Below are 20,268 nucleotides of genomic sequence, written 5' to 3' on the forward strand. Positions count from 1 at the left end.
AGCAAGGGCAACGCCGGCCATACCCTGGCCGCCTCGGGCCTGGTCAGCCTGGTCTGCCTGGTGCAGGCGCTGCGCCACGGCGAGATTCCGGCCAGCCTGTATGCCGAGGAACCCAGCGACTACATCGACTGGTCGCAGAGTGCGTTCCAGATCCCGCAGGCGCTGACGCCCTGGCCGCGCACGGGTGAGAAACCGCGCCTGGGCGCCGTCAGCGCGTTCGGCATGAGCGGCACCAATGCGCATGCCATCGTCGAGGAATACGTCGCGGCGCCCGCTGTCGCCACTCCGCCGGCACCGGCCGTGCTGCTGGTGCTGTCGGCCAAGACCCCGGCCGCCTTGCGCCAGCGCATCGACGAGCTGGCCGAGGCACTGCGCCAGGACGACGGAAGCACCGCACTCAGCGCCGTCAGCTACACGCTGCTGTGCACGCGCCAGCACTTCAGCCAGCGCGCCGCCATTGTCGCCAGCGACCGCGACCACGCGCTCGCCCTGCTGGCGCTGCTGGCCGCCGGCGAACGCCAGCCCAACCTGTTCCGCGGCAGCGTGGCGCGCGAGTTCGCGCCGCAGACCGGCCTTGCCCGCTACGCCCAGGACCGCATCGCCGCCGCCGCCGGCCTGCAGCACGATCCGGCCGCGCTGCAGGAATGCCTGGCCACGCTGGCCGACCTGTACTGCCAGGGCTATGCCATCGCCGACGCCGCGCTGTTCGGCCCCGTCCCGCCGCCGCGCGCCGCACTGCCGACCTATCCGTTCGAGCGCGAACGCCTGTGGATAGAAACCACGGCACGCCGCCGCACCGGCGCAGCGAGCCATCTGCACCCGCTGCTGCACAGCAATACCTCCGACCTGCACGAACAACGCTATTCCTCCACCTTTGCCGGCGATGAATTCTTCCTCGCCGACCACCGCATCGGCGGCCGCCGCCTGCTGCCCGGCACGGCTTACCTGGAAATGGCGCGCGCCGCGGTACAGCGCGCCGCCAGGCCGGGGCCGCAGCAGTTCATCAGCCTGCGCGAGGTGGTCTGGCTGCGGCCGTTCGCGGTGGACGGCGAGCCGGCCGAACTGCATATCCGCCTGGGTGTGCAGGACGACGGCCGCATTGCGTTCCAGATCGTTTCCGGCAACGCCGATGAAGGCGGATTGCTGCATTGCCAGGGCATTGCCGTGGTGCAGGATCGCGGCGAAGTGTCGCCGCTGGATGCGGCTGCGCTCGCCGCGGCGGCCTCTGCCGCCACGCTGGACGCCGCCGACTGCTATGCGCTGTACCAGTCGCTGGGCATGGACTACGGCCCGTCCCACCGCGGCATCGCCGCGCTGGAACTGGGCCAGGAACAGGTGATTGCACGCCTGCAGCTGGATTTCGCCGCCCACGGCGGCGAGGGCTTCGGCCTGCATCCGGGCCAGCTCGACTCGGCGCTGCAGGCGGCGATCGGCCTCGCCCTGGACAGCGAGGAACGCACGCCGGCGCTGCCGTTCGCGCTCGACGCCATCGAGATACACCAGGCGCTGCCGGCGCAGTTGCAGGCCTGGGTGCGCTACAGCCCGGGCAGCACTGCGCAGGGCCGCGTGCGCCGCCTGGACATCGACCTCTACGACGATACGGGCACCGTGTTCGCCGCGCTGCGCGGCTTTGCGACGCGCAGCCTGGCCGATACGGCAGCCGAGGCCGGCGGGCCGGGTCCGGACGCTTCGGCGGCGGATTCTTTGCCGCAACCTGTCGCGAACGCGGCGGTGCCGGCCGGTGCCGATCCTGCCGCGGATGCGGCGAACTACCTGCGCCAGCTGCTTTCCGGCGCGATCAAGCTCGCGCCGCACCGCATCGACGTCACGGCGCCGCTGGAGGTCTACGGCATCGATTCGGTCATGGCGACCGAGCTGACCGCCCAGCTGGAGCAGGTGTTCGGCCCGCTGTCCAAGACCCTGTTCTTTGAATACCAGACCATCGCCGAACTGAGCGGCTATTTCCTGCGCAGCCACTCGGCCCGGCTGCAGCAACTGCTGGGGCAGGGCAGCGCGGCGCCCGACACCGCACGTTCCCGTGCCGCTGCCGCCGCCGCGGTACCGGCGACGAACACGCCCACGCTGCCGCTGCGCCGCACGCTCGCCACGGCGCGCGGCGGCGACGGCGCCATGGACATCGCCATCATCGGCCTGGCCGGGCGCTATCCGCAGGCGCCGACGCTGGAGGATTTCTGGAACAACCTGCGCGCAGGCCGCGACAGCGTGACCGAGATCCCGGCAGAGCGCTGGGACCACCGCCCGTTCACCGAAGCGGTCGGCGCGACCGGCAAGGGCTATTGCCGCTGGGGCGGTTTCCTCGACGGCGTCGAGGACTTCGATCCGCAGTTCTTCGGCATCTCGCCGCGCGAGGCGGTGGTGCTGGATCCGCAGGAACGCCTGTTCCTGCAGTGCGCCTATGCGACGCTGGAAGATGCGGGCTATACGCGCGCCATGCTGCGGGAGCGCGTCGCCGGCAATGTCGGCGTCTATGTCGGCGTGATGTACGAGGAATATCCGTACCTGGGCGTGCAGGCGCAGCTGGCCGGTACGCCGGTCGCGCTGGCCGGCAGCCCGGCCTCCTGTGCCAACCGCGTTTCGTACTACTGCGATTTCCACGGTCCGAGCATGACCGTGGACAGCATGTGCTCGTCCTCGCTGACCACGATCCACCTGGCCTGCGAGAGCCTGCTGCGCGGCGAATGCGCGCTGGCCCTGGCCGGCGGCGTGAATGTGTCGGTGCATCCGAACAAGTACCTGGTGCTGCTGCAGGGCCAGTTCTCTTCCAGCGTGGGCCGCTGCGAAAGCTTCGGCCGCGGCGGCGACGGCTATGTGCCGGGCGAAGGCGTAGGCGCGGTGCTGCTCAAGCCGCTGGCCCAGGCCGAGGCCGACGGCGACCATATCTACGGCGTGATCAAGGCGACCGCGGTCAACCACGGCGGCAAGACCAACGGCTATACCGTGCCCAATCCGCTGGCGCAGTCCGCCGTGATCGCCCAGGCCCTGCGCCGCGGCGGCATAGAGCCGGGCTGGGTCAGCTATGTCGAGGCCCATGGCACCGGCACGGCGCTGGGCGATCCCATCGAGATCGCCGGCCTGAGCAAGGCCTTCGGCGCGGAAGCGCTGCCGCCGCAGTCCTGTGCCATCGGCTCGGTCAAGTCCAACATCGGCCACTGCGAAAGCGCCGCCGGCATCGCCGGCGTGACCAAGGTGCTGCTGCAGCTGCGCCACGGCCAGATCGCGCCGTCGCTGCATTCGGCCGAGCTGAATCCGAAGATCGATTTCGCCAACTCGCCGTTCGTGGTGCCGCAGCGCCTGGAAACCTGGCAGCGGCCCAGCCGCGACATAGCCGGCCAGCGGCGCGAGCTGCCGCGCATCGCGGGCATTTCCTCGTTCGGCGCGGGCGGCTCCAACGCCCACGTCATCATCCAGGAATACCGCGCGGCCGCGGCCGAACCCGCGGCGGGCGCGCAGTTGCTGGTGCTGTCGGCGCGCACGCCCGAGCAGTTGCAGGCGCGCGCGCGCCTGCTGCTCGCAGCGCTGCAGAATGCCGCGGCGGCTGAATCGCTGGCCGATATTGCCTACACCCTGCAGACCGGGCGCGAGGCCATGGGCGAGCGCCTGGCCCTGGTCGCGGCGGATCACAGCGCGGCCGTAATGCGCCTGCAGGCCTTCCTCGACGGCCGTGCGGAGGAGTTCGACGACGTGTTCGCCGGCAATGCCGGCGAGCGGCGCAACCTTGCCGCGTTCGCCGACGACGAAGCCTTCCGCGAAGCCTTGCAGAAATGGATCGCGCGCGGCCGCTACAGCCAGCTCGCGCAGGCCTGGAGCACGGGCCTGGAACTGGACTGGAACCTGCTGCACCGCGGCCGCAGCGCGCGCCGCGTATCGCTGCCGACGTATCCGTTCGCGCGCGTGCGCTGCTGGCTGGATCTGGATGGCGCGCCGGCGCCGGCGCCCGTCAGCCTGGCCGCGCCGCGCACCGCCGTGGCGGCGGGCGCTGCTGCAGCGCCGCGCGCCGGACTGGCCCTGAACGAGGTCGCCGGCAGCGGCGGCCTGCAGTTCAGCCTGCGCCTGGACGGCAGCGAGTTTTTCCTGCGCGACCACCGCGTCGGCGGCCGTCCGGTACTGCCCGGCGTGGCCTATCTGGAAATCGCCCGCGCCGCGGCGGTGCAGGCCTGGAATCTCGGCGCGGCCGAGGCGCTGACGCTGCAGCGCGTGGTCTGGCTGCGGCCGCTCGCGGTCGAGGCCAGCCGCGACGTCGCGATCCGCTTCAAACCCGACGGCGATGCGCGCCTGAACTTCGAGATCGCCTCGCGCGAGACCGGCGGCGAAACCGTGGTGCACTGCCAGGGCAGCGTACTGCGCGCCGCGGCGGCCGCGCCGGCGCCGCTGGATCTCGCCCGGTTGCAGGTGGACTGCCCGGCGCAGCCGCTGGACGCCGCGGCGCTGTATGCGATCTATGCGAGCGCCGGACTGGAATACGGCCCGGCTCATCGTGGCGTGCGCAGCCTGCATGCTGGTTCCGGCCAGGTGCTGGCCGGCCTGGAACTGCCGGCCGCGGCGGCCGGCGATTTCCTGCTCAATCCGGCGCTGCTCGATGCGGCGCTGCAGGCGGCGCTGGGCATGTCGCTGCAGCAGGACGGGCTGGAGTCGGCGCGTCCGGCGCTGCCGTTCGCGATCGACAGCGTCAACGCCGTAGCGCCTTGCGCCGGGCAGGCCTGGGCCTGGATCCGCCAGGCCGCCGGCCGCAGCGGCGAGGAAGCCGTGCGCAAGCTGGATATAGACCTGTGCGACGCGCAGGGCCGCGTCTGCGTGCAGCTGCGCGGCTTCGCCGCCCGCGCCGTCGCCGCAACCGGCACAGGCGCCAGCGCGGCCACGGCCCTGTTGCAGCCGGCCTGGCTGCCGCTGAACCTGCCGCAGCCGGCCGGCGTACTGAGCGGGCAGCGCGGCGTGCTGCTGTGCGGTGTCAGCGAGGCGGTCGCCGCCGCTGTGCGCGCAGCGGTGGGCGGCGCCCAGTTCGTCGCAGTGTCCCCGTCCGGCGACAGTGCGGCGCAATACCACGCCGCTGCGGCGGCCGGCCTGCACATGCTGCAGGAACTGCTCGCCAGCCGGCCGGCCACGCCGGTGCCGGTGCAGTGGGTGGTCGCCGACGGCTCGCCGCTGCAGGGCCTGGCCGGCATGCTCAAGACCGCGCGCCAGGAAAGCCCGCAGCTGCAGGGCCAGCTGATCGCGCTGGAAACGCTGGACGATGCCGGCGCCATCGTGCGCGCGCTGCAGCAGGCCGCGGCCTCGCCCGAGCAGATCGAGCTGCGCTGGGCCGAGGGCCAGAGCTGGAGCCGCGGCTGGCAGGATCTGATCCCGCCGGCGCAGCAGACCGCGATCTGGAAACAGCGCGGCAATTACCTCATCACCGGCGGCGCCGGCGGCCTGGGCCTGATCTTCGCCGGCGAGATTGCCCGCCGTGCCGACGCGCCGCGCCTGTTCCTGACCGGCCGCTCCGCCCTCAAGCCGGCGCAGGAAGCCGCGCTGGCCGCGCTGCGCGAAAGCGGTGCCGAGGTTTCCTACCACCGCGTCGATGTGGCCGATGCCGCGGCGGTGCAGCGCCTGGTGGACGAGATCCGTGCCGGCCACGGCGAGCTGCAGGGCATAGTGCACAGCGCCGGCGTACTGCGCGACGGCTTCCTGCTGCGCAAGTCCGCCGACGACCTGCGCCAGGTGCTGTTGCCCAAGGTCGATGGCTGCGCCGCACTGGATGCGGCCAGCGCCGGTCACGCGCTGGACTTCTTCGTCTGCTTCTCGTCGATGTCCTCGGCCCTGGGCAATGTCGGCCAGGCCGACTACGCCGCGGCCAACGGCTACATGGACGCATTCGCCGCGCAGCGCAACCGCCAGGTGCGGCGCGGCCTGCGCAGCGGACGCACGGTGTCGCTGAACTGGCCGCTCTGGGCCGAAGGCGGCATGGGCGTCAGCGACGCGACCCAGGCCCGCGCCAAGGACAGTTCCGGCCTGGTGCCGCTGGCCAGTGCCGACGGCCTGCGCGTGTTCTACGAGACCCTGGCCAGCTCGGCCGACCAGGTGCTGGTGCTGTCCGGCGCGGTGCAGCCGCTGCGCCAGTTCCTGACCGGCAGGCCGCCGCTCGCCGGCGCGGCGGCGCGGCCGGCGGCGCGCGCTTCCGGCCTGTCGCGGCTGGCCGAGGACGGCAGCCCGATCAGCGCCAAGCAGCTGCGCGCGCAGCTGGTGCGCAGCGTGGCCGAAACCCTGATGCTGGATCCGTCGGAGGTCGACGAAGACCGCCCGCTGGAAGCGCTGGGGCTGGATTCCATCCTGTCGGTCAACTGGGTGCGCGACATCAACGAAGGCTACGGCGTGGCCATTTCGGTCACGGACATCTACGACCATCCCAGCATCCGTGCCATGGCCGCCCACCTGCGCAAGCTGATCGCGGCATTGCCGCCGCCGGCGCCCGCCGCACCGGCGGCGCAGGAAAATCTCGACGTGGATGCGATACTCGAACGGCTGCAGAACGGCCAGATGGACGTGGCCGAGGCGGAGCGGCTGCTGGCCACATTGAACATTGCGCAGGAGAAGGGTTTTGGCTGAAGTGAAAAGTTGGGACGAGGTCTATGCCATCGTCCTCAAGCATGTGCGTGACGTATTGCCGGAACTGCAGTCGCATGCGTTCCAGCCCAGCGACAGCCTGCGCGAGCTGGGCGCCAATTCGATCGACCGCGCCGACATCGTGATGGAAGTCATGGAGACCCTGTCGCTGGACATCCCGCGCGTCGAACTGCTCGGGCCGCGCTGCATCGGCGAACTGGTCGACCTGATCCACGCCAAGCTCGGCAATGCCTGAACTGGTCATCTCCGCGCTGGGCGTGACCTCGGCGATAGGGCAGGGCAAGGCCGCGTTCGCCGAGGCGCTGTTCGCCGGCCGCCACGCCTTCGGCCGGCTGCAGCGGCCCGGCCGCAGCGAGCCCGGCGACGACAGCGCATGCTTTCTCGGCGCGGAGATCGCCGATCTGTCGCTCCCGCCGCGGCTGCCAGCGCGCAGTGCGCGCACCGCCTCGCTGGCCGCCCAGGTCGCGGCGGCGACGCTGCAGGAGGCCTGGGACGAGGCGCGCCTGGACCAGGTCGACGCCGGACGCATCGGCCTGGTCGTGGGCGGTTCCAATATGCAGCAGCGCGAACTGGTGCGGCTGCAGGCGGAATTCGCCGGCCGTGCCCAGTACCTGCGGCCGAGCTACGCCACCTCCTTCCTGGACACGGATATTTGTGGACTGTGCACCGAGCTGTTCGGCATCCGCGGTTTCGCCTGCACCCTGGGCGCGGCCTCGGCCAGCGGGCAGATCGCGCTGATCCAGGCCGCCCAGGCCGTCGCCGCGGGCCAGGCCGATGCCTGCATCGCGCTCGGCGCGCTGATGGACCTGTCGTACTGGGAATGCCAGGCGCTGCGCTCGGCCGGCGCGATGGGCTCGGACGTGTTTGCCGGCGAGCCCGCGCAGGCCTGCCGGCCGTTCGACCGCCGCCGCGACGGCTTCATCTACGGCGAGAACTGCGCCGCGCTGGTGGTGGAAACCGCCGCATCGGCGCGCGCGCGCGGGCTGGAACCGTATGCGCACATCGCCGGCTGCGCCTGGGTCATGGACGCCAACCGCAGCACCAATCCCTCGCACGAGGGCGAACTGCGCGCGCTGCGCCAGGCCCTGGGCCAGGCCGGCGTCGACGCGGCAATGATCGATTACGTCAATCCGCACGGCACCGGTTCCCCGCTGGGCGACGAGACCGAGCTGCGCGCGATCTGCGATGCCGGCCTTGCGGCGGCATCCATCAATGCAACCAAATCCATCACCGGCCATGGCCTGACCGCGGCCGGCGCGGTGGAACTGGCCGCCGTGGCGCTGCAGCTGCGCGCCGGGCGGCTGCATCCCACGCGCAACCTCGACGACCCGGTCGCGCCCGGGCTGAACTGGGTCGGCGCGCAGGCGCGGCAGCAGTCCGTGCGCTGGGCGGTCAGTCTCAGCATGGGTTTCGGCGGTTTCAATTCGGCGGTGTGTCTGCGCCATCCACAGGCTTGAAAAGGTAGATGACATGAGTGTGGTCGGAATCGAGGCGATGAATGTGTTCGGCGGCACGGCCCGTATCGGCGTGATCGAGTTGATGGATCACCGCGGGCTGGATACCAAGCGCGCGGACAACCTGCTCATGGTCGAGCGCTCGGTCGCGCTGCCGCAGGAAGATCCGATCAGCTTCGCCGTGAACGCCGCCAAGCCGCTGATCGATGCGCTGAGCCCGGCCGAGCGCGACCGCATCGAACTGCTGATTACCTGTTCCGAGTCGGGCATCGATTTCGGCAAGTCGATGAGCACCTACGTGCACCACTACCTCGGGCTCAACCGCAACTGCCGTCTGTTCGAACTCAAGCAGGCCTGCTATTCGGGCACGGCCGGCTTCCAGATGGCGGTGAATTTCATCCTGTCGCAGACCTCGCCCGGCGCCAAGGCGCTGGTGATCGCCACCGACATCGCCCGCGCCGTGCTGCCGGAAGGTGTCGAGCTGTCGATGCTGCGCAATTCGGAATGGGGCTATGCCGAGCCCAGCTCGGGCGCCGGCGCGGTCGCGCTGCTGGTCAGCGACACACCGCGCGTGTTCCAGGTCGACGTGGGCGCCAACGGCTACTACGGCTACGAGGTCATGGACACCTGCCGGCCGGTGCCCGACGGCGATGTCGGCGATTCGGACCTGTCGCTGATGTCCTACCTGGACTGCTGCGAGAACGCCTACCTCGAATACGCCAAGCGCGTCGACGGCGCCGACTACGCCAGCACCTTCCAGTACCTGGTGTTCCACACGCCCTTCGGCGGCATGGTCAAGGGCGCGCACCGCACGCTGATGCGCAAGCTCAGCAAGGCCGACCGGCAGAGCATCGAAAACGATTTCAACACCCGCGTCATGCCCGGCCTGGACTACTGCCAGCGCGTGGGCAACATCATGGGCGCGACCGTGTTCCTGTCGCTGGCCAGCACCATCGACCGCGGCGACTACAGCAGCGCGCGGCGCCTGGGGTGTTTCTCCTACGGTTCGGGCTGCTGCTCGGAGTTCTTCAGCGGCGTGGTGCAGCCGGCCAGTCAGCAGCTGCTGGCGCAGCAGCGCATCGACGACGGGCTGAACCAGCGCGTGCTGCTGAACGTGGAGGAATACGACCAGCTGATGATCGCCAACCGCCCGGTGCGCTTCGGCGTGCGCGACCTCACGCTGGATCCCCACGGCGACCGCTACATCGGCGCGATGGCCAAGCCGCGGCCGCTGCTGTACCTGTCCCAGGTCGCCGGCTTCCACCGCAAGTACGAGTGGGTGGCATGAGCTATTCGACGATACGCACGCGCGACGAGGGTTCCATCCGCTACCTGCAGCTGTACCGGCCGGAAGCACGCAACACCATCAACGCGCAGCTGATCGAGGAATGCAACGACGCCGTCGCCGCGGCGGAAGGGCAGGCGGCGGTGCTGGTGATCGAAGGCCTGCCCGACGTGTTCTGCTTCGGCGCGGATTTCCAGGGCATGCGCGATGCGCTGGTGCAGGGCGAAGTCGGCGACGATGACGGCGCCGGCGCCGACAAGCTGTACCGGCTGTGGCTGCGCATCGCCACCGGCCCGTTCATCACCGTCGCCCATGTGCGCGGCCAGGCCAATGCCGGCGGCATGGGCTTCGTCTCGGCCTGCGATATCGTGCTGGCCGATGCGGCCGCGCGCTTCAGCCTGTCCGAACTGCTGTTCGGCCTGTACCCGGCCTGCGTATTGCCGTTCCTGATCCGGCGCATAGGCCTGACCAAGGCCAACTACATGACCGTCAGCACCCAGCCGGTCGGCGTGGAACAGGCTGCCGCCTGGGGCCTGGTCGATGCCTGGCAGGCGCAGAGCGAGCCGCTGCTGGCGCGCTACCTGCTGCGGCTGCGACGGCTGTCGCCGCAGAGCGTGGCGCATTACAAGAACTACCTGGGCCAGCTCAACGATAGCCTGTCCGGCGCGCGCGAGCTGGCCGTGCGCAGCAACCTGGCCATGAACGAGCTGCCCGGCGTTGCCGAGGGCATAGTGCGTTACGTGGAAACCGGGCGTTTTCCCTGGGAAGCCTGACGCGGGGCGGGACATGCAGGCCGAATACATGCCATCCGAGGAAGTCACCCTGCACGAGGTCGAAGACGGTGTCGTCCAGATCACCATGCAGGACCGCGCCAGCAAGAACGGCTTCTCGCCGGCGCTGATGGGCGGGCTGCTGCAGGCCTTCAAGCGCATCGCCGCCAACCCGGCCTGGCGCGCGGTCGTGCTGACCGGCTACGACAGCTACTTCGCCTCCGGCGGCACCCAGCGCGTGCTGATGACGCTGCAGGAAGGCACCGCCAGCTTCGACAGCGTGAATGTCTACAGCCTGGCGCTGGATTGCGAGATCCCGGTGATTTCGGCGATGCAGGGCCACGGCATAGGCGGCGGCTTCGTCATGGGGCTGTATGCCGATTTCGTGCTGCTCAGCCGTGAAAGCATCTATACGGCCAATTTCATGAAATACGGCTTCACCCCGGGCATGGGCGCGACCTATATCCTGGTGCAGAAGCTCGGCGTCAGCCTGGCCCACGAAATGATGCTGTCGGCCGAGACCTACCGCGGCGATGCGCTGGAAAAGCGCGGCGTGCCGTATGCGGTGCTGCCGCGCGCCCAGGTGCTGCCGCGCGCGATCGAGCTGGCGCGCACGGTCGCGGCCAAGCCGCGCAAATCGCTGGTGGCGCTGAAGAACCACCTGGCCGCGCCGCTGCGCCAGGCCCTGCCGGAAATCATCCGCCAGGAAGTGGCCATGCACGAGGCCACCTTCCGCGACGCGGACGTGCGCCAGCGCATCGAAACCCTGTTCGGCCAGTAAGCGTCGGAATAGCCATGAGCGTACAAGACATCCTCAACGCGGTCCGCGCCGGCCGGATTTCCACCGACGACGCCAAGGCCGCGCTGCGCCAGCGCCTGCACGGCGAGGCACCGCAGCCGCAGCCGCCGCAGGCCGCCGCGGAAGCGGCTGCGCCGGCCAGCCCCGACGCGGTGGCCATCATCGGCATCTCCGGGCGTTATCCCAAGGCGGCCGACCTGGACCGCTACTGGGACAACCTGCTGGCCGGGCGCGATTGCATCGACGTGGTGCCGTCCTGGCGCTGGGACGCGGAACAACTGTTCGATCCCACGCCGCCGCACCGCGGCAAGGTGTACTGCAAATGGCTGGGCGCGCTCGACGATGTCGACTGCTTCGATCCGCTGTTCTTCAGCATCTCGCCGGCCGATGCGGAAATGATGGACCCGCAGCACCGCCTGTTCATGCAGGAGGCCTTCCACGCATTCGAGGACGCCGGCTACGGCAACGCGGCGCTGAGCAACGTCAAGTGCGGCGTCTACTTCGGCATCATGACCGCCGAATACAGCTCGCTGGCGACGCTGAGTTCGGCCACGCTGGGCAACATGGCCGGCAATATGACCGGCAACAGCCATTCCATAGGCGCGGCGCGGATCGCCTACCACCTGAACCTGCGCGGACCGGCGCTGGCGGTGGACACGGCCTGCTCATCCTCGCTGGTCGCCACCCACCTGGCCTGCCAGGCGCTGCGCAACGGCGAGATCGACATGGCCCTGGCCGGCGGCGCCAGCCTGTACCTCACCGCGGGTTCCTACATCGGCATGTGCGCGGCCGGCATGCTGTCGCCGGCGGGGCGCTGCAAGACCTTCGACAACAGCGCCGACGGCTTCGTGCCGGGCGAGGGCGCCGGCGCGGTGATTCTCAAGCGCCTGGCGGATGCGATCGCCGACGGCGACCACATTGACGGCGTCATACTCGGCAGCGGCATCAACCAGGACGGCCGCACCAACGGCATCACGGCGCCGAGCAAGCGCGCCCAGATCGAACTGGAGCTGGCCGTCTACGACCGCTTCGGCATAGACCCGGCCACGATCAGCTACGCCGAAATGCACGGCACCGGCACCAAGCTTGGCGATCCCATCGAACTCGAAGCGCTGGCCGCCGCGTTCCGCGCACGCACGCCGCAGCGCAATTTCTGTGCGATAGGCTCGGTCAAGAGCAATATCGGCCATGCTTCGGCCGCCGCCGGCGTGGCCAGCATCCACAAGGTGCTGCTGTGCCTGCGCCACGGCATGCTGGTGCCGACCCTGCACTTCGGCCGGCCCAACGAGCACTTCGATTTCGCCGATTCGCCGTTCCGGGTCAACACCGCCGCGACGCCATGGCCGGCCCAGGACACGCCGCGCCGCGCCACGATCAGCTCGTTCGGCTTCAGCGGCACCAACGCGCATCTGGTGATCGAGGAATACCGCGCGCCCGCCGCCGCGGCGGCCGTGCCCGGCATGCAGCTGCTGCTGCTGTCCGCGCGCAGCGAGGAGCGCCTGCGCATCCAGGCGCAGGCGCTGCTGCAGCACTTGCGCGCGCCGTTCGCCGGTACGCTGGCGGATCTGGCCTATACGCTGCAGGTCGGCCGCGACGCGATGGAATGCCGCCTTGCCGTGCAGGCCGACAGCCTGGAGGCGCTGCAGCAGGCGCTGGCGAATTACCTGCAAGACCGCAGCGACGCCCGCATCGGCGCCGGTACCGCGGCGGCACCGGCCGTCGTCGCCGAGCTGTTCGACGACGAGGACCACGCCCTCGAATGCACCCGCGACTGGTTCGCGCGCGGCCGCCTGGACCAGCTCGCGGCGGTCTGGCTCAAGGGCTTCGACGTGGACTGGGGCGCACTGTATGCGCGTGGCAGCCGGCGCCGGCTGCGCCTGCCGACTTATCCCTTCGAGCAGGGCCGTTACTGGCTGCCCCAGGGCGAACCGGCCGCCGCCGCGACCCCGGCTGCCGCCGGCGGCGACGCGCTGCATCCGCTGGTACAAAGGAACCTCTCCAGTTTTGAACAACAGCGCTACGCCGGCAGCTTCAGCGGCGAGGAATTCTTCTTCGCCGAGCACCGCGTCAACGGCGCACGCACGCTGCCGGCCGCGGCACTGCTGGAAATGGCCCGCGCCGCCGGCGCGCTGGCCCTGAACGACGCGGCGGCGCCGCTGGAGCTGGCCCAGGTGCGCTGGCTGCGCCCGGTCAACGCCGGCGACGCGGCCCAGGCGCAGGCGCTGGACCTGGAGATCACGCTGCGCCGCAGCGCGGACGGCGCCATCGGGTTTGCGGTGCAGTCCGCCGCCGGACAAGTGCACAGCGACGGGCAGCTGCGCGTGCACGCCGCGGCGGCGCCGCAGCTGGATCTGGCCGCGCTGCGCCGCGCCGCCGATGCCGGCAGCGAAATGCCGGCCGGCATGCACTATGCCATCTACGAGGCCATCGGCATCGACTACGGGCCGCGCTTCCGCACGCTGCAGCGGCTGCAGCTCGGCGCCGACGGCGTGCTGGCGCAGCTGCAGCTGCGCGAGGCCGCCGCCGGCTTCGTATTGCAGCCCACGCTGATCGACGCCGCCTTCCAGGCCTGCATAGGCCTGAGCCTGGCCGGCGCGGATGCGGCCACGGCGCAGCAGGCGCGCCCGGCGCTGCCGTTCGCGCTGGACGCGCTGCGCCTGTACGCGCCGCTGCCGGCCTCGGTATGGGCCTGGATCCGCAGCAAATCCACCGCCGATGCCGCCGTGCGGCGTATCGACATCGACCTCTGCGACGACGCCGGCCGGGTCTGTGCGACCTTGCGCGGACTCAACTGCCGCGTCGCCGGCGCGGCCGTTCCCGATGGTCCGGGCCAGCTGCATGCGATGGCGTTTGAATGGCAGCCGCTGGAGCCTGCGCGCATCGAGCCCAGTCCGTCCGCCGGCGATCACCTGCTGGCGATCGGCGCGAGCGAGGCACAGCTGGAGCGCTGGCGCCGTGCCGGCCAGCGCATCAGCGCCCTGCAACTGCCCGCAGCGCTGGACGAAGCCGCGCTGCTCGCGCGCCTGCAGGGCCTGGATGCGATAGACCATGTGCTGTGGATCGCGCCGGCGGCCCCGGCGGCGGCCGACGCGGATTACCTCATCAGCGCCCAGCAGGGCGGCGTCGCCGCGTGCTTCGCGCTGACCCGCGCCCTGCTGCAGGCCGGCTATCTGCACCGGCCGCTGGACTGGAGCGTGCTGACCAGCCAGACCCAGGCCGTCAGCGCGGATGACGCGATCGACGCATCCCAGGCCGCCCTGCACGGCTTCGCCGGCACGCTGGCCAAGGAATGCCCGCGCTGGCGCGTGCGCCTGCTGGACCTCGACAGCGATGCCCGCTGGTCGCTGGATGAGCTGCGCGCGCTGCCGTTCGATGCAGCCGGCGATGCGCTGGCGCGGCGCGGCGAGCACTGGTTCCGCCGGCAGATCGTGCCGGCGCAGCACGACGGTACGGGTGTCGATTACCGCGAAGGCGGTCTGTATCTGGTCGTCGGCGGCGCCGGCGGTGTCGGCGCGGCCTGGAGCGAGTGGATGATCCGCCGCTACCGCGCGCAGATCGTCTGGCTGGGCCGGCGCGAAGCCGATGCGCAGATCCAGGCCGACTGCGCGCGCCTGGGCGCTCTCGGGCCGGCGCCGCTGTATCTGGCCGCCGACGCCACCGACGCGGCCGCGCTGCAGCGGGCGCGGGAACGCCTGGCGGCGCAGTTCCCCGGCCGGGCGCTCAACGGCATCGTGCATTCGGCCGTGGTGCTGCGCGACCGCAGCCTGGCCGCGATGACGGCCGAGGATTTCTCCACGGTGCTCGCGGCCAAGGTCGATGCCGCGGTGCGCGTGATGCAGGTGTTCGGCAGCGCTTCGCTGGATTTCGTGCTGTTCTTCTCCTCGCTCGCCGCGATCTTCCATGAAGCCGGGCAGGCCAATTACGCCGCCGGCTGTGCGTTCCAGGACGCCTACGCGCGCCAGCTCGGCGCGGCCGGCCCCGTGCCGGTCAAGGTGGTCAACTGGGGCTACTGGGGCAGCACCGGCGTCGCGGCTTCCGCCGCACAGCGCGAGCGCATGGCGCGCAACGGCGTGGGCTCGATCGAGCCCGACGAAGCGTTCGCAGCGCTGCAGCAGTTCCTCACCGGCGCGCTGCCGCAGCTGGGCGTCATCAAGTTGCTGGGCGAAGCCGCCGCGCCAGCGGCGGCCGACGACGTCCTCGCCGTGCCTGCCGGCGCCGCGCCGGCCGGCGCCGCGGCCACGCCGCGCGATGCCGTGCTGCGTTTTCTCGCCGGGCTGGTCGAGCGCGTGCTCAAGGTGCCGGCGGCGCGCATCGACGCAGCGCGTTCGCTGGAGCGCTACGGCCTGGATTCGATCGTGGCGATGCAGCTGGCGACCGCGCTGTCCGAAGCGGTCGGCGAAGTGGACAATTTGATTTTCCTGGAATATCCCAGCCTGGGCGAACTGGCGGACCATCTGCTCGCCACGCGCGCCGGCGCGCTCGCCCGCCTGCTCGATACCGCGGCGGAAGCCGCGCCGGCGCCGGCCGCGGCGGCCGTACTCGCCGCCGCGCCCGCGGTCGCGGCGGCCAGCGGCGGCGACGGCATCGCCGTGATCGGCATGGCCGGGCGCTATGCCGGCTCGCGCACGGTCGATGAACTCTGGCAGCACCTCGCCGAAGGCTATGACAGCGTCACCGAAGTGCCGGCCGAACGCTGGAACCACGCCGACTACTACGACGCCGACGGCGGCAAGCTGGGCAAGAGCTATTGCGCCTGGGGCAGCTTCATCGACGGCGTCGACGAGTTCGACGCGCTGTTCTTCGACATTTCGCCGCGCACGGCCGATGCGCTGGATCCGCAGATCCGCCTGTGCCTGCAGACTGTCTGGGAGCTGATGGAGAACGCCGGCCACACGCGCGAGCTGATCGCGCGGCGCCACGAGGGCCGGGTCGGCGTCTATATCGGCGCCATGTACCAGCAGTACCAGATGATGGAAACCGACTACGTGGTCAGCGCCGGCGTGGCCTTGTCCTCGTATTCGGGCATCAGCAACCGCGTATCGAATTTCTTCGATTTCCGCGGCCCCAGCGTGGCGGTGGATACGCAGTGTTCCTCGTCGATGATCGCGATTCACGAGGCTTGCAGCGCACTGCGTCAGGGCGAATGCGAGCTGGCCGTGGCCGGCGGCGTCAACCTGCTGATCCATCCGAAGAAATACATAGGCCTGAGCATATTGCGCATGCTCGGCAGCCACCGCGACTGCCGCAGCTTCGCCGACGGCGACGGCTACCTGCCGGCCGAAGGCGTGGGCGCGGTGCTGCTCAAACCGCTGCAGCGCGCCGTCGACGACGGCGACAACATCCTCGCCGTGATCCGCTACACCGGCCAGAACCACAGCGGCCGTGCGTTCGGCTACGGCACGCAGGATCCGCGCGCCCAGGTCGAGCTGTTCCGGCGCGCACTGCAGCGCACGGGCATCGACGCGCGCACGATCAGCTATGTGGAAACCAGCGCCAACGGCACGCCGCTGTCGGATGCGATCGAAGCCGGTGCGCTGAACCGCGTGCACCGCGAGTTCTCGCGCGACGAGGCCTACTGCGCGATCGGCGCGATCAAGTCCAACATGGGCCATACCGAATCCGCCTCCGGCATCGCCCAGCTGACCAAGGTGATACTGCAGCTGCAGCACGGCCAGATCGCACCGATGTTCATGCCGGCGCGGCGCAATCCCAAGGTCAGCTTCGACGGCACGCCATTCTTCCTGCCGGCCACGCTGATGCCCTGGCAGCGGCCGCAGATCGCGGTCGACGGCGTGCTGCAGGAATTCCCGCGCCGCGCCGCGATCAACAGCTTCGGCGGCGGCGGTTCGCTGGCCCATGCCCTGGTCGAGGAATACGTCGCGGCAGATGCCGGCGCGCCGAAGGCGGGCGCGGCAGAAGATCCGCAGCTGGTACCGCTGTCCGCGCGCAGCGCCGAGCGCCTGCGCGTGCACGCGGCGCAGATCGCGCACTACCTGCGCGCACGGCCGCAGCTGGACCTGGCCGACGTGGCCGCGACGCTGCAGCGCGGCCGCGAGGCGCTGGAAGTGCGCCTCGCGCTGGTCGTCAGCGACTGCGCGGAACTGGCCGCGGCGCTGGAGCAGTTCGCCGCGGATCCGTCCGCGCCGCTGTCCGGCGCGGATGAACCCGCCATCGCGGACGCGACACCGGAATGGCTGCGCGAACGCTTCGCCGAAGGCGATCTGGAAGCCGTCGCACGCCACTGGCGCGGCGGCGGCGAGGTCGACTGGAACGCGCTGCACGGCCACCGCCGCTACCGGCTGGTCGGCCTGCCCAACTATCCGTTTGCGCGCGACCGCCACTGGCTGCAGCACACCGACGCCACCGCGTACGCGCAGTCACGCATCGTGCAGGGCGATTTCGGCGCCGGCTACGACCGCGCCACGCAGAGCGTCGAGGACATCGTCTACAGCGCGCTCAGTTCGGCCCTCGGCATCGCGCGCGAACAGCTGGACCTGGACGTGGACCTTTCGCGCTTCGTGATCCTGCCCGTATTCCTGCCGCGCCTGGGCCACCATCTGGCCACGCATGCGCAGATCCGGCTGGATGCGGAACAGCTGCAGCTATGCACGACGGCGCGTGCGATCGCCGGGCTGGCGCTGGCCGCGGAGGAAGCCGCCGGCCAGTGACAGAACCGCCGCGCGGCAAGGCGCGGCGGAAGGGGCAGGGGAGTCGGGCCGCAGCGCCGTTGGACGGCACGCGCAGGCCCGCAGCGAACCGCCGCGGCGCGATCAGCCCAGCAGCTTCTGCTTCAGCTGCGCCAGCTTCTGCACGCCGTGCTGGAACGGCGTGAGTATGGGATGGACGGCCGAGGCCGAATCCGCGGCGAGGTTGTACTTGACGAAGGTGGCTGAAGTGCCCGAAGGGCCGCAGTCGACATAGTCCCAGGGCCCCTGCTGTTCCAGGCTGGCGACGGTTTCGCCGAAGCGCATGGGCTGGCGAATCACATTCCAGAAATAGCCGCTGTCCATCGCGTCGATTTCCCGGCCCAGGATGCCGGACAGGTACGGAATGCGCGGCGGCGCCAGCGGCAGGCTGCCGAGATAGCTGCGGTAGGCCGGTTCGATGCCGTCGATGGCGGCGGAATGGAACGCATATTTCACCGGCAGGCGCTGGCAGGTGATCTGGCGGCTCTTCAGCAGCGCCTCCACCGCGGCCAGCGTTTGCGCATCGCCCGCAATGGTGAAATGGCGGTCGAAATTCACGCCGGCCAGGGTCAGGCGATAGCCCGAGCGGGTCAGCTCGTCGTACAGGCCGGGGCTTTCCAGCACGGCCAGCATGCCGCCCGGCGCGACGGTCGCGGTCACGATGCGTACCTGTTCCAGCACCGCGTCGAGCACCGATTCCAGCGCAATGACCTCGGCCGCGGCGGCGGCGACGATTTCACCGAGGCTGCTGCCCCAGAGCAGGTCCGGCCGTATGCCTTCGCTGAGCAGGGTGCGGAACAGCGCGTATTCGACGATGACCAGCGCCGGGTGGGTCAGGCGCAGGTCGTCGCAGACCTCGCTGCGCGCACCGCCGTAGATCTGCGCGGCGACGGAAAAGCCGGCGCGCCCGCGCACATAGGCATCGCCGCGGTCGAAGACTTCGCGGAACACCGGATGCTGGTCGTACAGCTCCTTGCCCATCTGGTAGTACTGCGAGCCCTGGCCCGAGAACATGAACACCGTGCGGCGCTGTCTCATGCACTGGCGCCTTCGCTCAGGGCGGCCAGGCGCGCGTAGGACTGGGACAGCAGTTCCGCCGTCGCCGTCATCAGGCGCTCGGCGATGTCGTCGACATGGCGGTTGCGCCAGGATTCGATCTCGCTGCCGCGCACCCACTGGTTGAACGCGCCGAGCGAAGGCCCGGTGTGAACCTGGAAATCGACGCGGTGCTCGTCGTCGCCGGAGAAGGCCAGCCGCGTGGTATGGGCGAAGTACCATTTGAAGATGCGCGCCATCTTCTGCTTGGGGCTGGCTTCCAGCGCCTGGATCTCGTGCTGGCGCCCTGTGCTGGCGAGATAGAGCTTGTTGTCTTCCCAGATCTGCTCGAAGCTGCGCTTGAAATAGCGTTCCTGCAGCTGCTGCTGCACGTTCGGCGGAATCTCGTGCAGGCCGTTGTACTGCATGTACAGCGAATACAGCTTGTTGGCGCGGGCGGGAAAGAACACGCCGCGCTTGAGCACCTGCACCTTGGCGCCCAGTTCGAACATGTCGCCGGCCGGCGCGTAGTCCGTGTCCTGCACGTTCATTTCCTGCAGCATGTTCTTGGTCGTGTCGCTGGTGCCGCTCTCGACCGAACACTGGTTGATGGAGCCGGTCAGGATGAAGTCCGCCCCCATGATGTAGGCCGCCGCCGCGGCCTCGGGCGAACCTATGCCGCCGGCCTGGCCCACGTACAGCGTGACGTCGTCGCCGTAATGGCGCAGCGCGTCGTCGCGCAGGCGCTTGATCGCGGGGAACAGCACCGTCGGGATGCCGCAGTCGGTATGGCCGCCCGAATCGGCCTCGACGCAGATCTCGGTGGCGACCGGAATGCGCGCGGCCCACTGTGCCTGCTCGGGCGTGATCTGCCCTTCTTCCAGCAGCAGGCGGACGATCTTCTCCGGTGCCGGCGCCATGAACAGCGCGGCGACTTCCGGCCGCGACACCTTGGCCAGGATGCGGTGCTCGCTGACCAGGCGGCCGTCGGCGCCGGCGCGCAGGCCCTGCAGGCGGAACCACACCAGGGCCGGCGTGATGTGCATGTACGCAGCGGCCTCAACATAACGCACGCCGTAGCGCACGTAGAGCTTGACCATGTCCATCTCCGCCTGGGGACGGTCAAGGTCGGTCAGCAGATTCATGCCGAAGGCTTCGTTGTTGCCGAGCGCCTGCTTGATCGCGACCAGATGCTGCTCGACCTCGCCCGGCGACATGCCGGCGGAGCCGAAGAAGGCGAACAGGTTCGCCTTGCCCATGCGAATGACCAGCTCCTTGGAGGCGATGCCGCGGTACATGGCCCCGGCGAGGTAGGCGTACTTGGTCCGGTAGACCTCACGAAAGCCTTTGCTGCCCAGCACCGCGGGGCTGAGTCGGATCGCGTTCGACGTCATGACATCTCTAAATAGGGAATGGACGGGCTTGCAACCGGACCGATGCTACGCGATGGTCTGTGACGAATCCACACGCCGCCGGCCCGCTGCCGGGCCGGCCGCGGACCCGGCGCGACCGCAGTTATTGAAATAACTAATTGCGCAGCTTGCCTTTCTGCAACAAGTTGTTCGTTTAGAATTCCAGTCTCCTGCAGAACGGCCCCAGGCAGTCGGCGCCACGGTGGTCT

General features: G+C 70.0%; 9 protein-coding genes. 7 read left to right on the forward strand and 2 right to left on the reverse strand.

Going from position 1 to position 20,268, the window contains the following annotated elements; translation table 11 throughout:
* The 7 genes from NM961_RS02020 to NM961_RS02050 form a co-directional block, all read left to right on the forward strand.
* Nucleotides 1-6,600: SDR family NAD(P)-dependent oxidoreductase (locus tag NM961_RS02020; protein ID WP_255910677.1), on the forward strand; the 6,600-nt coding region annotated here is incomplete at its 5' end.
* A gap of 1 nt (nt 6,601) precedes the next feature.
* The gene (locus tag NM961_RS02025; RefSeq protein ID WP_255911304.1) at nt 6,602-6,853 is read left to right on the forward strand and encodes an acyl carrier protein; all 252 of its coding nucleotides are present in this window, start codon (nt 6,602-6,604) and stop codon (nt 6,851-6,853) included.
* Nucleotides 6,846-8,075: a beta-ketoacyl synthase N-terminal-like domain-containing protein gene (locus tag NM961_RS02030; protein ID WP_255910680.1), complete on the forward strand. Its 1,230-nt coding sequence runs from the start codon at nt 6,846-6,848 to the stop codon at nt 8,073-8,075. Before NM961_RS02025 ends, NM961_RS02030 begins: the two co-directional genes overlap by 8 nt.
* A gap of 13 nt (nt 8,076-8,088) precedes the next feature.
* Nucleotides 8,089-9,360, forward strand: coding sequence for a hydroxymethylglutaryl-CoA synthase family protein (locus NM961_RS02035; RefSeq protein ID WP_255910683.1), 1,272 nt, complete (start codon nt 8,089-8,091; stop codon nt 9,358-9,360).
* Nucleotides 9,357-10,130, forward strand: coding sequence for an enoyl-CoA hydratase/isomerase (locus tag NM961_RS02040; RefSeq protein WP_255910686.1), 774 nt, complete (start codon nt 9,357-9,359; stop codon nt 10,128-10,130). The genes NM961_RS02035 and NM961_RS02040 overlap by 4 nt, the downstream gene beginning before the upstream one ends.
* Nucleotides 10,131-10,143: 13 nt before the next feature.
* The gene (locus tag NM961_RS02045; RefSeq protein ID WP_255910689.1) at nt 10,144-10,908 is read left to right on the forward strand and encodes a polyketide synthase; all 765 of its coding nucleotides are present in this window, start codon (nt 10,144-10,146) and stop codon (nt 10,906-10,908) included.
* Between the two features lie 14 nt (nt 10,909-10,922).
* Nucleotides 10,923-17,594, forward strand: a complete 6,672-nt coding sequence (locus NM961_RS02050) for an SDR family NAD(P)-dependent oxidoreductase (protein WP_255910691.1) — start codon at nt 10,923-10,925, stop codon at nt 17,592-17,594.
* Between the two features lie 102 nt (nt 17,595-17,696).
* Here NM961_RS02050 and NM961_RS02055 read toward each other — a convergent pair whose 3' ends face one another.
* Nucleotides 17,697-18,650, reverse strand: a complete 954-nt coding sequence (locus tag NM961_RS02055; RefSeq protein ID WP_255910693.1) for an acyltransferase domain-containing protein — start codon at nt 18,648-18,650, stop codon at nt 17,697-17,699.
* Nucleotides 18,647-20,041: a PfaD family polyunsaturated fatty acid/polyketide biosynthesis protein gene (locus tag NM961_RS02060; protein ID WP_255910696.1), complete on the reverse strand. Its 1,395-nt coding sequence runs from the start codon at nt 20,039-20,041 to the stop codon at nt 18,647-18,649. The genes NM961_RS02055 and NM961_RS02060 overlap by 4 nt, the downstream gene beginning before the upstream one ends.
* Between the last annotated feature and the right edge of the window lie 227 nt (nt 20,042-20,268).

The organism is Tahibacter harae (assembly GCF_024437735.1).
GTDB classification, from domain to species: domain Bacteria; phylum Pseudomonadota; class Gammaproteobacteria; order Xanthomonadales; family Rhodanobacteraceae; genus Tahibacter; species Tahibacter harae.